The organism is Rhodococcus sp. P1Y (genome assembly GCF_003641205.1).
In the GTDB taxonomy this organism is placed as follows: Bacteria; Actinomycetota; Actinomycetes; order Mycobacteriales; family Mycobacteriaceae; genus Rhodococcoides.
Map to the genome: position 1 here is coordinate 94,979 of NZ_CP032762.1, position 14,730 is coordinate 109,708.

Genomic DNA, 14,730 nt, shown 5'->3' on the forward strand with positions numbered 1-14,730 from the left:
GGGTAGAAGAGTAGATGCCAAGGAGCGCTTCGTGGTCCGTGAACAGATCGCCTTGTCCTGGCAACGCTCTGCGTCGAGCGGATTGGAACCTGCGCATTCCCTCGAACAATCGAGCCTGCGTGACGTCGACCGCCGCAGTCGCCTCCTCGCCGCCGCCAACCCGATTCTCGACCGGATGGAAAGCGTGCTCGACGGGTCCGGTTACTGCGTGATGCTGGCCGATCGCGATGCTCGTCTCGTCGACCTTCGGTTCGGTACCCGCGAACTTCGCGACAAGGTCTTCGGCGTCGGCGCGGTCGTCGGCAGGTCCTTCACCGAGGAGGCGTCGGGCACCAATTCCATTTCGACGTCCTTCGAACTCCGCGCACCGCTCGCAGTACGCGGGGACGAGCACTACATGGAGTCGATGAAGGGCTTCGGCTGCTACGGCTATCCGCTCTTCCACCCGATCACCAAGCACATCGAAGGCGTCCTGGATATCACTTTCGCTGCATCCCAGGACAATCCACTTCTCGAGCCGATGCTCGTCCACTCAGCTCAGGACATACAGAGCAGATTGCTGGAGGAGACTCGCAGCGGCGAGCAACGGCTGTTTCAGGCGTTCCAACACAGTTCTGCTCGACGCCGTGGGGCGCCGGTGATCGCGATCGGCGACGAACTCCTGCTCGAGAACACCGCTGCCGCACACCTCGTCGACAGTATCGACCATGCCGCGCTCCGCTCGCTCACCGACGATTCGATTCGTCGCAGCGGCATCATCGATTCCGTCACGCTCAATTCAGGTGTGCAGGTGACTGTTCGATGGGAGCGGCCGGTGTCGGCGACCGGCGTCGTCATCGAAGTCGACATGCGCGACGAGCCCCTTCGGCAGCGGGCGTCGACGCCGGTCTCGAAGTCTCTGTGCGTCGTCGGTGAACCAGGAACAGGGAAGTCGACGACGCTGACGCGCCTGACCGCCGCGCGCAGTCCGCGCTGGTTCGATGCTGCCGACCTGGTCACCTCGGCGCCGTCGACATGGCTGACCGACATCGCGGCTGAGGTCTCCGCCGGCCGCGACGTCGTGGTGAAGAACGTACATCTCGCCGACGCAGCCGTCGCGCATCGGTTGCACTCGATTCTGAAGACCGCCCACGGCTGGTTTGCGCTCTCCGGTTCGACTCACGACGCGCCCGCTCCCGAGCATCGCCAACTACTGTCGTTGTGTACGCAGACACTCGAGCTCGGGCCGCTGCGGTCTCGTCGCCACGAGATCCCCGACCTGGTCCGCGCCATGATGGCAGAAATCGGATCCCGCGCCCGCTTCACACCCGCCGCCATGCGGGCGCTGATCGACTACGACTGGCCGGGCAACATCGGCGAACTCCGCGACGAGGTCACGGACGCAGCTGCCCGCCGGTCCGTCGGCGACATCACCGAACGCGACCTCGTCCGTCCCAGCGGGAAAGGTGCCTCCAGTCGGCTTACGGCCCTCGACGCCGCGATGCGCGACGCTATCGTCCACGAACTCGCACGCTGTGGAGGCAACAAGGCAGCCACCGCCGAGTGCCTCGGCATCAGCCGCACCACGCTGTACAAGCGCATGAAAGAACTCGGCATCTATTAGAACGTCCAGTTTCTGAACACTTCGCGGACGTGATGCGCGTCACGATCTAGGCATGCATGCAGATGCAGCAATACGGGGTGCGGGCTGCCGGCACGTCGTATTCATCTACCGCGAGGAGATCTCCCTGTGAAGACGAAAGCAGCAGTACTGTTCGAAGCACACAAGCCTTTCGAGATCCTCGAGCTCGAACTCGACGGACCCGGACCAGGCGAAGTCCTCATCAAGTATGTGGCAGCCGGGCTGTGCCATTCGGATCTTCATTTGCTCGACGGTGATCTGCCACCTCGTTTCCCGATCGTCGGCGGGCACGAAGGCTCCGGGATCATCGAGGAAGTCGGACCAGGCGTCACCAAGGTCAAACCCGGTGATCATGTGGTCTGCTCGTTCATTCCGAACTGCGGCACCTGCCGCTACTGTTCGACGGGGCGGCAGAACCTGTGCGACATGGGCGCAACGATCCTCGAAGGATGCATGCCCGACGGTTCATTCCGTCGTCGCGACAGCAAGGGCACCGAATTCGGCGCGATGTGCATGCTCGGCACCTTCGCCGAACGAGCGACGATCTCGCAGCACTCCGTCGTCAAGATCGACGACTGGTTGCCCTTGGAGACAGCGGTTCTCGTCGGCTGCGGTGTGCCCTCAGGATGGGGCACTTCCGTCTACGCGGGCGGTGTGCGCGCGGGCGACTCGGTGATCATCTACGGCATCGGTGGCCTCGGCATCAACGCCGTCCAGGGCGCTGTGCATGCCGGAGCCAAGCATGTTCTCGTCGTCGACCCTCTCGAGTTCAAGCGCAATCAGGCGCTGAAATTCGGTGCGACACACGCTTTCGCGGACGCCGCATCGGCTCAGGAGAAGCTCACCGAGCTGACTTGGGGTCAGGGCGCAGATCAGGCGCTGATTCTTGTCGGTACCGTCGACGAAGAGGTCGTGCAGGCTGCCACCGCAGCCATCGGAAAGGGCGGCACCGTCGTCATCACCGGACTCGCCGATCCCGAGGCCCTGACGGTCCATGTGTCGGGCACCGACCTGACGCTGAACCAGAAGACCATCAAGGGAACGTTGTTCGGTTCGGCCAACCCGCAGTACGACATCGTGCGGCTCCTGCGGCTCTACGACGCCGGTCAGCTCAAGCTCGACGAACTGATCACCAGCACGTACTCACTCGAGCAGGTCAACGAGGGCTACCAGGATCTACGCGACGGAAAGAACATGCGCGGGGTGATTCACCTGTAGGCGCCGTCGGCGCATGTGAGCGGAAATACGTAGACCCCTATGCATTTTCGTTCACATGCGACGTCAGCCGTCTCACAGGTACTTCTTCAGCTCCATCCGCGCGATCGACATCTTGTGGACCTCGTCCGGTCCGTCGGCGAGCCGGAGGGTGCGGATGTGGGCGTACATCATCGCGAGTGGGAAGTCGTTGCTCACGCCGCCTCCGCCGTGTACCTGAATGGCTCGGTCGATGATCTTCAACGCCATCTCGGGTGCTGCGACCTTGATGGCCGCGATCTCCGTGCGCGCTTCCTTGTTCCCGACGGTGTCCATCAGGTAGGCGGCTTTGAGGGTCAGCAGCCGCGTCTTCTCGATCTCGATTCGCGCTTCTGCTATCCAGTCCCCGATGTTGGATCGCGTGGCGATCGGCTTGCCGAAGGTGACTCTCGATACTGCACGCCGACAAAGCAATTCGAGAGCTCGTTCGGCAACGCCGATGGTGCGCATCGCGTGGTGGATACGTCCTGGCCCGAGGCGAGCCTGGCTGATCGCGAAGCCTTCGCCCGGCCCCTTCAGCACGTCCTTCGACGGCACCCGCACATCCTCGAACAAGACCTCGGCATGACCCTCACGATCGATGTATCCGAAGACCGGCAGGTTTCGCACGATGGTGACTCCGGGCGCATCGATGGGAACGACGAGCATCGACTGTTGACGGTGACTCGCAGCGTCCGGTTCGGTCTTGCCCATGACGATGAGCACCTTGCAGTTCTTGTGCAGCGCGTTCGATGTCCACCACTTGCGCCCGTTGAGGATGTAGTCGTCACCGTCGCGTTCCATCTTCATCGCGATGTTGGTGGCGTCCGAGCTCGCAACATCCGGCTCGGTCATCGCGAACGCCGAGCGAATCGTGCCGTCCAGCAACGGCTTCAAGTACTTCTCTTTGTGCTCGTCGGTACCGAAGAGGGTGAAGACTTCCATGTTGCCGGTGTCCGGCGCGTTGCAGTTGCATGCCTCGGGCGCGAGCAGGCTTCGTCCCATGATCTCCGCGAGCGGCGCGTACTCGAGGTTGGTCAGACCGGGGCCCCACTCCGGATGTGGGTGGAAGAGGTTCCACAGACCGCGAGACCTGGCCTCCTTCTTCAGGTCCTCGATGATCTGGGGTTGCCCGTGCGGATCGCCGAGTTCGCGCATCTGTTCGTCGTACACCGACTCCGCGGGATACACATGCGAGTCCATGAACTCGAGCAGGTCGGTCTGATACTGCAGGCCGCGGTCGGTGGTTTCGAAGAACGACACGTTTCTCCTCAATTGTTTTCGCCCAGAAGGGCTTTCTGGTAGCGACGCATGCCGCGCAGCCACCTGTCGTAATCTGCACCCTTGTTGCGGTACATGTCGAGCACATTCGGATGCGGGAGGATCAAGAATTGTTCGGCGTCCATCGCGCCGAGAACGATCTCGGCGACGTCCGCGGGCTCGAGCACGTCACCGGCCGACAACACCGCCTTCGTCGCGGCGGCGCCGAGCGCACTACCGGACTCCTGCCCCTCGTACAACAATTTCGTATTGACGCCCATGGGGCACAGGCAACTGACCCTGATGCCGCGGTCCCCGTAGGTCACGTTCAACCATTCAGCGAACCCGACGGCAGCATGTTTGGTGACCGAGTATGTCGCAGAACCGATTTGCGTCAGAAGACCGGCTGCAGACGCGGTACTGACGAAGTACCCTTCGCCGCGTTCGAGCCACTTCGGGACGAGCAACTGCGCCGCCCTGATGTGCGCTCGCAGGTTGACGTCGATCGACAGATCCCAGTCCGCCTCGGAGGCCTCGAGCCCTGGGGCTCCGCCGATCCCCGCATTCGCGAAGTACAGATCGACCGGTCCGAACGTGTCCTCGGCGAGCGCGATCAGTGCAGCGATGTCCTCGGTCTTGGAGGCGTCACCGCCGAGGGACACCGCCGAACCCTGTTCGAGTCGGTCCACCACCTTCGACGCCGACACCGGGTCCAAGTCCGACACGACGACCCTCGCGCCCTCCGACACCAGACGCTCCGCAAGTGCGCCCCCGATCCCGCCGCCTCCACCGGTAACAACGGCAACCTTGCCTGTAACCTTCATCACCCAGGTATATCATTCGGCAATTTACGCAGGCATTCCGCAGGCGCAGGCAGGAATAACGTCCCTCGGCCGCCGGTTGGTGCACGAGGTGACCGACACCGCGACAAAGACACAGGAAACCGCAGGGCTCTTCACACCGATCGAGGTGAAGTCCTTGAAACTGCGCAATCGCTTTGCCATGGCTCCGATGACCCGCGCATTCTCACCTGGCGGCGTGCCGCGAGAGAACGTTGCCGAGTACTACCGCAAACGTGCGGCAGGCGGCACGAGCCTGATCATCACCGAGGGCACGCTGATCCCCGACCCCGCGGCCGGTCCCGATACCCGCGTCCCCCTCATCTACGGCGACGAGAGCCTGGACGGCTGGCGCGCAGTCGTCGACGCTGTGCATGCCGAGGGCTCGTCGATCATTCCCCAGCTCTGGCATCTGGGTGTTCAGCGCGGCGAGGAGCCTCGCCTCAACCCCGACGTCACCACCGTCAGCCCGTCGGGACTCGGTCTCGACGGCACGCCGCTCGGTCGCGCATTCACCAGCGCCGATCTCGATCAGTTGATCCAGTATTGGGTCGACGCGGCAGCCAACGCGAAAAGCGTCGGATTCGACGGCGTCGAACTGCACGGTGCGCACGGCTACTTGCTCGACGAATTCTTCTGGCAGACAACCAATGTTCGTGAAGATCGCTTCGGCGGTTCACTCGAAGCGCGTACCCGCTTTCCCGCCGAGGTCGTGGCGGCCATCCGCGCCGAAGTGGGTGACGATTTCGCCATCGTCTACCGCTACTCGCAGTGGAAGGCCGGCTTCTACGACGCCAAGATCGCGCAGACCCCGCAGGAACTCGAGCAGGTTCTGACGCCGTTGGTGAATGCAGGAGTCGACGTGTTCCACCCGTCGACCCGCCGCCACTGGGTACCGGAGTTTCCGGACCTCGCCGGATCGGACGCCGTTCGCGGACTTGCCGGTTGGACGAAGGAGATCACTGGACTCCCGACGATCACCGTCGGATCGGTCGGTCTGGACAAGGTGTTCGACGGCGCATGGGGCCCCGACGCCGCGTCGGGCACCACCGATCTGAATCCGCTTCTCGAACAATTCGCTCGCGACGAATTCGACATCGTCGCAGTAGGTCGTGCACTGCTCGCCGATCCGGAGTGGGTGAACAAGGTGCAGTCCGATCGACTCGACGAGCGCGTCGCATTTTCCCGGGATCACATCACGACGCTGAACTAGGCGACTCCGTCGCAATTTGTTGGCGTCGTCGAGATCGAGGTTGTGCACAATTCTCGCCCACATACTCGTCACAACTTCGATCTCGGCAGGTGGGCGCGGGACGCGGCGCCGGTTCTGACACAATTCCTCATCGTGATACCCCAGCCGCTACGGCGATCGATCGACGCTCTGGCGGAGCGCCTCGGACGCAGCAGCGCTGCCTTGAACGAGCAGGTCCAGAAGTTCGATTCCGAGCATCCGTGGTTTCTGAGCTCGGAGGAACGGGGAAACCCGGATACCCGGATCGAAGCGTGGACGGAAGGCAACAGGGTCACCCCGCTCGTGCACGGCAAGCCGTACTTCGCGGCCCTTGCCGCCGCTCTCGACGAGGCCGGCGAGGGCGATCTGGTCATGTTCACCGATTGGCGCGGCGATCCCGAGCAGCTCCTGACCGACGACGTGACGGTCGAGGACGCCCTTGCCGGCGTTGCAGGCCGCGGCGGAATCGTCAAGGGCATGGTCTGGCGGTCGCACATCGAGACATTGGGGTTCACCGGCCCGAAGAATCGGAAGCTGGCACTTCGACTGGAGGAAGCGGGCGGCGAGGTCATCCTCGATCAGCGGGTTCTCGTGCTTGGCAGCCACCATCAGAAGTTCGTCGTCATCCGATACCGGGACCCCGCGAAGTCCGACGTGGCGTTCGTCGGCGGTATCGACCTCGCCCGCGCCAGACGCGACGACGCCGACCATTTCGGTGACCCCGTCAGCAGACCGTTCCCGCCCGAATACGGCGAGATACCCGCCTGGCACGACATGCAGGTACAGCTCGAGGGTCCAACCGTCCGCGACATCGAGAATGTCTTCCGCGAGCGCTGGGAGGATCCGGCTGCACTGTCTCGGCTGCCGTGGCACGCGATCCCCGACATCCTTCGCGGAGTCACGCGCGAGCCGTCCGTACTCCCCGCCCAGCACGACGAGCCGGACGTTGCGGGCACGTGCGCTGTACAGCTCGTCCGCACGTACCCACGCCGTCGCCCCGCGTACCCATTCGCGACCCGCGGCGAGCGCAGCGCAGCTCGTGCGTACGCCAAGGTGCTGCGTCGTGCGCGTCGCCTGATCTACGTCGAGGACCAATATCTGTGGTCGGTGGACGTCGCCCGGGTGTTCGCGGCCGCGTTGCGTCGCTCTCCCGATCTACGGCTGGTCATCGTCGTCCCCAAGCACCTCGACGACGACAGTTCGCTGACCATTCCGTCCGCGCTGCTCGGCCACTCCGCGGCCCTGGACGTCATCCGGGACGCGGGGAGCGACCGAGTCCTCGTCCTCGATCTGGAGAACGACCGAGGAATTCCGGTGTATGTGCACTCGAAGGTGTGCATCGTCGACGACGTATGGGCAGCTGTCGGCTCCGACAACTTCAATCGGCGGTCGTGGACTCACGACTCGGAACTGACGGCAGCCATCGTCGACGAGGAGCGCGACCTGCGGGCGCCCACCGACCCCGGGGGCCTCGGTGACGGTGCGCGGGTGTTCGCCCGCGATCTTCGACTCGAACTTGCTCGTGAACACCTGGGCCGCGCGCCGGGCGACGACGAGGACCTCGTGGATCCCGGTTCGTTCTTCGACGCCGTCAGCAGCAGCGCGACGCGCCTGGACGAGTGGCACCGCGCACCGTCTACCTCGCCGAGGCCGACTGGAAGACTGCGTCGCCACGAGATCGACGTACCTCCACAGTGGCAGCAGCGGCTCGCGGCCGTGGCGTACCGACTGTTCGTCGATCCAGACGGTCGTCCAATCGGAATGCGCTTCCGACGCCGATTCTGACTCGGCGGTCCGGCTGAACTACAGGGCCGTCAGCTTGTCGAAGATGCGGTCCGGAGTGAACGGCAACGAATCGAACCGAATACCGGTCGCGTCGAGGAGTGCATTCGACACAGCAGGGGCCACCGGGTTGATCGCGCACTCACCCTGCGATTTCGCGCCCATCGGCCCGATCGTGTCGTAGGTGTCGGCGAAGAACACCTCCGTCGGAGGCAGATCCGCGAACGCCGGGATCCGATAGTTGCGAAAGTTCGGATTGATCACTGCGCCCGTCGGGCCGTGCACCATGTTCTCGGTCAACGCCCATCCGAACGCCATCCCGACCGCACCGTCGATTTGACCGCGACATTGCAGGGGATTGATGGGTCGGCCGATGTCGGCGCCGTGCACGCTCTGCAGAATCCTGATCTCACCGGTCACCTTGTGCAGTGCCAGACGGACTCCATGCACGTTCGACGCTATGGTCCGAGGCGTCAGATACGCCTTGCGAGTAGCGTGCAGCTTCCGACCGGATTCCTTTCGCGCGGTGTACAGATCGGACAGCGGAATCCGCCGGCCGCCGCACACGACGGCGTCGCCCTCCAGCTCGCAGTCCTCGCGCGGACTTCCGCTGTATTCGCTTGCGAAGCAGAGGATGTCGTCTTTCAAGGCCAGCGCCGTCAGGTGTACTGCTTTCCCTGCGACCACGGTGCCCGTGCTCGCGAACGTCCCCGTGTCGTAGAGTGTCCTGTCGGTGTCCGCGTTTACGATGTCGACGCCGGAGGCCTTGGTTCCGAGAACGCCTGCGGCAATCTGTCGGTGCGCGTTGGTGATTCCGTTGCCCATCTCCGAGGATCCCACCGCGAGGTGGTACGTGCCGGTTTCGAGAAGGGTCATCTCTGCGCCCGACCGATGCTCGGTCGGGGGCCCACACTCGAGCAAGGCGAGGGCAATTCCGGTCCCGACGAGCCAGTCGTCGCCCTCCGGGGGTTCGACGCCATTGCCCTGGGCAAGCGAGGCCTCGACGTGATCGAGACACTGATCGAGTCCGTAACTGCCGAAGCTCGCATCGCTCGGGCCGTCCCAGACCGACTCGACAAGATCCGTCGGTCCGACCATGTTCCTTCGACGCAGCGCAAGTGGGCTCATGCCGAGCAGGTGCGCAAGTTCGTCCATCGCACATTCGATGGCGAACGTGGTCTGCGAGGCACCGTATCCCCGGAAGCCACCTCCTGGAATCACATTGGTGTACACCGCAAAACCGAGTGCCTTCTTGTTGGAGCACCGGTATGCAGCGAGAGGACTACCGAGCGCAGCGGCAAGGGTTTCGCTCGCATGGTTGGCGTAGGCGCCGGTGTTGGACACCACGTACACCTCGAGCGCGGTCAGGGTTCCGTCGCGGGTGGCGCCGAGCTTGACCCTGGTCGTCATCTGATGCCGCGTCGTCGAGCCGATGAACTCTTCCTCGCGCGTCCACTCCCATTTGACCGGCCGTCCGAGCTTCATGGTCGCCCACAGCACGAGATCCTCGGAGATCATCTCCTGCTTGCCGCCGAAGCCGCCGCCGACGCGTTCGGTGAAGACATGCACGTCACGTGCTCTGAGGCCGAGCAGATAACAGAGCTTGGCCTGCACGACGAACGGTGCCTGGGTACTCGTGCGGACATGCCAACGGCCGTCGTCGCCGCGCCAGGCGATCGAGCCGTGCGTCTCGAGGTGGGCATGCTGCACGCGGGAGGTCGAGTAGGTGCGTTCGTGCACCGCATCGGCCCGTGCGAAACCGTCGGCGACACTGCCGACCTCCCCGTGAATGTCGACAAAGATGTTGCCGTTCTCCTCGAATCCCTTGTCGTGCAGCACGGGTGCGCCGGGTTCCATCGCCGAGAACGGGTCGAAGACTGCAGGGAGTTCGTCATAAGTCACGTTCAGCGCACGGCAGCCCGCCTCGGCCGCAGCCTCTGTCTCGGCGACCACGGCAGCGATACGCTGTCCGACGAACCGGATGACGTCGTCAAGGATCAGGGTGTCGTCGGGATCCACCAGGTGGTCCTCGTGCAGCGCGGTGCTGTAGAGCCGGTGCGGGACATCCTCGTGGGTGAACACCGCCACCACCCCGGGGACGGCAAGCGCGGAAGTTCTGTCGATGTTCGTGATTCGCGCATGCGCGTGCGGTGAGCGGAGCACCTTCAGGTGAAGAAGGTTCGGGACGGTGACGTCCATCGTGTACTTCGCGTGGCCGGTGACGATGTCTTCGGTGAACGGGTTGGCAAGGCTTGCCCCACAGGCTTTTCCAGCAACATCCTGCTCGACCTCGGTGAGACCGTGAACGGCGTCGGCGATGGATCTGTAGCCCGTGCAGCGACACAGATTTCCTTTCAGCGCACGCGGCAGATCTTGCTTCTGCTCGTCCGTCAGCGCTGCAGCCGTCATGATCATTCCCGCTGCGCAGAAACCACATTGAAACGACTGCGCGTCATGGAACGACTGCTGCATCGTGTGTAGCGTGTCCCCGTCCGCGAGTCCCTGCACGGTGGTCACCTTCTTGCCTTCGGCGCGGAACGCCGGAACGAGGCACGAGTGAAACGGCTTCCCGTCCAGCCACACTGTGCATGCGCCGCAGTCCCCGGAATCGCACCCCTTCTTCACCCCGTAGATCTCTCGATCGCGCAGGAAGGTCCGAAGGCATTGTCCCGGTTCCGGTTCGGCCGAGAAGAGTTTCCCGTCGACGTCGAATTCACTCATGCCAACTCCATACGGATCTGCTCGGCGAAGTAGTAAGTCAGGTGTTTCTTGTACGGCGCAGAACCGTTGACGTCCTGGAAGAAGCCGTCTGCTTCGGTCTCCTGCGCGATATCCGTTCGGAGCTGCTCGCCACTGGGAATCTTCTCGTACTGGAACTGCACCGGCCGAGGCGTCGCCGCGGTAACCGTCAGCGTGAAGTCCGAACCATCGGTTGCGCAGGTACCGATGATCAAGGCTGCGGATCGGCCCGCATGGACCAGCGACTGCTGTCGCCACGCGTAGCGCTTACGCAGCGATTCGGCAGGCAGGTGAACGGACCTGAGCAGTTCACCGGGCCCGAGGACGTTCGCATGATCACCGGTCACGAAGTCCCTCGCGGCGACAGCTCGCGCGGGGCCGACCCGGGGAATCAGCGTGTACACGCCGTCGAGGGCAGCGGTCAACGAAATCATCGCGCCCGCAGGAAGAGACATGCAGATGTTGCCGCCGACCGTCGCTGCGTTCCAGATCTTGAACGATGCCAGCAACGAGCGACAGCAATCGCCGAACAGCGCAGTCGCGGTCCAGTCCGTGGGCCCGTCGAACGCGAACAACTCGGCTATCCGGCATGTTGCGGCAATCTCGAGACCCTCGTCCGTCACGGTCAGCGCGGGCCACGCCAACCCGTCCAGATCGATCAACGTATCGCGGTCGACCTGCGGTTCGGAGAACAGCCACGTGCCGCCCGCCAACCAGGCGTACCCGTCCCGCCAATCTTCGATCTGGTCGAGCGACGTCGGCCGCTTCACCTCACCTATGGTTCCCAGGTTCATCGCTTGTCCTTCCTAGCGCTGTCAGCGGCCACCGAGTGGAAGAGCCTGACCATTTCCCGACGGGTTTCTGCCTGACGGGTTCAGCCCGCCGACCTGCAGCGGAACCAGCGTGCTCGCCGACGGGTCGGGACGGATCATGTTGAACTTTCGTACCTCGCCTCCCGCGCCGGAGACCAACAGATCTGCACCGGACGTCGTCGCCGTGGTCGCCACCGCGACGCCGCTGCCCGCGAATGGGACGAACGACGAGGTCTGGGCGAACTCCACTGCCCCACCGTGATGGTTCGGAGAGTTCAGATACATCTCCGGCCCGCCGTCGAGACGCGAGCCCGACGAGAAGGTCCTGACGGTTCCGTCTCCCCCCGTCATCCCGGCCACGATCGACTGCGCTCCACCCTCCACACCGGCGACCCATCCTGTCGCCAGGGAGACTCCCCCGGTGTACGTCTCGTCGAACGCCAAGAACTCCGAGGTGATCTGGGGTCCTTCGTCGTGGGTGTGCCCCTCGGACGCAGCAGTCGGTTCGAACAGGTCGTATCGGAACGTCTTCACCAACGGCGCATCCCCAGGCCCTGGCGCGGTGACGATGGTCTTTCGCCCGGAGGAGGCGTCGACCATTCCGGTGGCGAGCGTGACGCCGCTGTCGGACCCGGGGTACGGGGTGAAGGCGTCGAAGATCTCCGGGGCGGCGGAATTTTCGGTCGGCAGGGTCGACGAGTACACCGTCACCTGCGACTCCATACCGGGGCCGGATCCGACGATGATGTTGTCACGCAACGCATTACCATCGATATTGGCCGCTGCGACGACGACACCACCGTCGAAGGCGTCGGGCAGTGGGGCGAAACGTGCGAGTTCGGCAGCGAACGGAGTAGTGCCGACAGCACTGTAGGCGACCACTTCTGGCGCTGTACCGGGACCGGTCCCGGCGATCAGGTCGAGCACCATGTCGCCGTTGACATCGCCCATGGCGACCGACGGTGTGCCCTCGAACCCCGGGAACGGAGTCACGGACGCAAGCGGGCGATCGCCTGCGGCGTCGTACACCTGGACTCGCGCGTCCACTCCTGGCGATCCGGGGATTCCCACCGCGTAGCTCGACACTTCGGGAATCACGCTCACCAACGCCATCAATCCGTTGTCCTCGTGGTTGAGTCGATGGCAGTGAATGACGAACGTGCCGGTGTACTCGGTGAACTTCGTCCGCAGGGTGACCGACGCCGGTTCCAGCGCGTTCTCCTGATCGTCGGTGACGGGCGCCGGAACGTTGACGTTGTCCTGACCCCACGGCTGCACTCCGGTGACCGTGCCCGCAACCGGATCGACGATCTCGGTGACCTGAAAGTCGTTGACGTGTATGTGCATCGGGTGTTCGTCGTTGTTGAGATTGGTGATCTTCCATTCCTCGACGGAGTTCAGTCTTGGTTGGATCAGTGGGATGTTAGGAAAGGTGTTGGCCGCGAACTCGTACGTGAACGCCTTCGGATCGCTGGTGCTTGCCTTGTCGTTGGAGAAGCCTCCGGATACGACGAGTTCGCGCGTCACGTCCACCGGCATCGACGCCGTATCGACGAACGAGGTGTACGCGTCGAGCTTCTGCCCGGGTTCGAACGGCACGGTGACCCCATCGCCCTCCTCGGGCGTCACCTGCAAGAGCTTTTGGGTGGGGAACGTGAAGAAGCCGTCGGCGTAACTGATGATCGACGGGTCGACCGTCACCTTCCCGAGCGTCGCAGGCGGATTGTCGGTTCCGTTGTTCGTATAGAGGATTCCATCGTTGACCACAGGTTTCGCACCCTCGAGTGGTGGCATCTCGAGAATGAGCTCGCCTTGCTCCGGCATCGTGACCGCGATCGAATAGCGTGAACCCGGCGGTATGACCAGGCGGGTGCCGTCGCCGTCGACGGGACGCTGCACTTCTCCGAACGGGTTGCCGTCCTGGCCGACAAGGGAGAATACCGGGTGATTGCCCGTGGCCGTTTCGGTGAGTTGCAAAGGCATGTAGGCGAAATCGCTGACGTTGGCCAGCACCCAGATCTCGGTCTGCCCCGGCTTCACCTTCAGCTCGGGCTGAAATCCGCCGTTGACGGTGAACTGGACGTCGCGTTGGTTGTCCGGCAGCGACGGGTCCGCGGGGACATTCTCGGTATCGCTCGTGAAGCTCTGGAGATTGCCCGGTATGAACTGGTTCTGGCCGCGATGGTTGTCCGGCGACAGCGGGCCCGTGTACCAATTGGTCATGTATTGCGCGCCCTCGGTCGTCTCGGCAAAATTGACGGGCGCGAGGATGGGGCGGTAGGTACCGTCGGCGAGTTGTTCCCCGGTAGGCGACTCGAGCGTGCTGACGTATTGCGGCCAGTTGGGATCGTTCAGCTGGGCTCCCTGACCCTTCCTGTCGAACACGAAGTTGTATTGCAACGCCATGTCCCTGATCGGGATGTCGTTCTCGGTGACGATGGGCAGGTCACCGTCGGGGCGGCCGATTTCGAGCAGACCGGCGAGACCGAAGTAGGTCTGTTGAGCAGTGAGTGTGTGCAAATGACTGTGATACCAGTACATTCCGTTCGGCATGTCGTCGGGAATCGCGTAGTCGTATCGGTTGCCCATGCCGGCTGGGATGTCGAGGAGAACGTTGTCGGCATTGCCGTCCGGGCTCACATGCAGCCCGTGGGTATGCAGGTTGAGTGGGGCTTGTTCCAGCGCGGGCGGGACGATCGGAACCTCAGCACCGGCCGGTGTGAACGCCGGATCGTAGAAGTCCTCGATGGTCAGGCCCTGCAGATCGTTGTCGTAATGGACGACGAGCTGCTCCCCCGGGTCGACCCTTAGCGTCGGCGCCGGATAGATGTCGCGCCCGCTGGTCGAGCCATCCGACGCGGTTCCCTGGATGATCTCGTAGCCGTAGAGAAGAAAGTTATCCACCAGCGCGGATGCAGTGTCGAGCGCGACCGTGCCCTGATGTGCGGACAGTCGGACTTCGAGTACGCCGTTCTCGCTGGATAGCTTCACCGGCTCGGTGTATGGGGCCGGCGCACCGTCGTCTGCGTAATTCGCCCCCGCAGTCGTGTCCGCATCTTGCGCGCACGACGCGACCAGCAGCACCACGGCTGCAAGCACGGCGCATCTGTGGGCAGAGAACATCGAGGCTCCCCTCGGGCCGTAAAGGAACTCGTTTCCTCCGAGCCTAAGAGGGCCGGGGCGTCGGCGATGGGCGTTGAGGGTGAGAAAAGG

Annotated in this window: 9 protein-coding genes; 4 read left to right on the forward strand and 5 right to left on the reverse strand. The window is 63.6% G+C overall.

The genetic code is table 11. The annotated features are described in order from the left end of the window. Positions 1 to 31 precede the first annotated feature (31 nt). Together D8W71_RS00465 and D8W71_RS00470 are read left to right on the forward strand one after the other, a co-directional pair. Positions 32 to 1,603, forward strand: a complete 1,572-nt coding sequence (locus D8W71_RS00465) for a sigma-54-dependent Fis family transcriptional regulator (RefSeq protein WP_121110024.1) — start codon at positions 32 to 34, stop codon at positions 1,601 to 1,603. A gap of 126 nt (positions 1,604 to 1,729) precedes the next feature. Beyond that, positions 1,730 to 2,839: an NDMA-dependent alcohol dehydrogenase gene (locus D8W71_RS00470; protein ID WP_121110026.1), complete on the forward strand. Its 1,110-nt coding sequence runs from the start codon at positions 1,730 to 1,732 to the stop codon at positions 2,837 to 2,839. Positions 2,840 to 2,911: 72 nt separating this feature from the next. On the opposite strand, the gene D8W71_RS00475 is transcribed toward D8W71_RS00470, so the two are convergent. Together D8W71_RS00475 and D8W71_RS00480 are read right to left on the reverse strand one after the other, a co-directional pair. Beyond that, a complete protein-coding gene (locus tag D8W71_RS00475; RefSeq protein ID WP_442972033.1) occupies positions 2,912 to 4,057 on the reverse strand; it encodes an acyl-CoA dehydrogenase family protein in 1,146 nt (381 codons plus the stop codon). A gap of 68 nt (positions 4,058 to 4,125) precedes the next feature. Then, positions 4,126 to 4,938, reverse strand: coding sequence for an SDR family oxidoreductase (locus D8W71_RS00480; protein ID WP_121110029.1), 813 nt, complete (start codon positions 4,936 to 4,938; stop codon positions 4,126 to 4,128). 88 nt (positions 4,939 to 5,026) lie between these two features. Here D8W71_RS00480 and D8W71_RS00485 point away from each other — a divergent pair, with 88 nt between their 5' ends. Both D8W71_RS00485 and D8W71_RS00490 read left to right on the forward strand, forming a co-directional pair. After that, a complete protein-coding gene (locus D8W71_RS00485; RefSeq protein ID WP_121118334.1) occupies positions 5,027 to 6,166 on the forward strand; it encodes an NADH:flavin oxidoreductase in 1,140 nt (379 codons plus the stop codon). A 132-nt stretch (positions 6,167 to 6,298) separates the two neighbouring features. After that, positions 6,299 to 7,969, forward strand: coding sequence for a phospholipase D family protein (locus D8W71_RS00490; protein WP_121118336.1), 1,671 nt, complete (start codon positions 6,299 to 6,301; stop codon positions 7,967 to 7,969). Between the two features lie 18 nt (positions 7,970 to 7,987). On the opposite strand, the gene D8W71_RS00495 is transcribed toward D8W71_RS00490, so the two are convergent. Genes D8W71_RS00495 through D8W71_RS00505 form a run of 3 tightly spaced genes read right to left on the reverse strand, consistent with a single transcriptional unit; the run spans position 7,988 to position 14,640 of the window. Further along, positions 7,988 to 10,687, reverse strand: coding sequence for a molybdopterin-dependent oxidoreductase (locus D8W71_RS00495; RefSeq protein ID WP_121110031.1), 2,700 nt, complete (start codon positions 10,685 to 10,687; stop codon positions 7,988 to 7,990). Further along, positions 10,684 to 11,499: an FAD binding domain-containing protein gene (locus D8W71_RS00500; protein ID WP_121110033.1), complete on the reverse strand. Its 816-nt coding sequence runs from the start codon at positions 11,497 to 11,499 to the stop codon at positions 10,684 to 10,686. Before D8W71_RS00500 ends, D8W71_RS00495 begins: the two co-directional genes overlap by 4 nt. A gap of 21 nt (positions 11,500 to 11,520) precedes the next feature. After that, on the reverse strand, positions 11,521 to 14,640 hold the full coding sequence (locus D8W71_RS00505; protein ID WP_121110035.1) for a multicopper oxidase family protein: 3,120 nt from the start codon (positions 14,638 to 14,640) through the stop codon (positions 11,521 to 11,523). Positions 14,641 to 14,730: the final 90 nt, after the last annotated feature.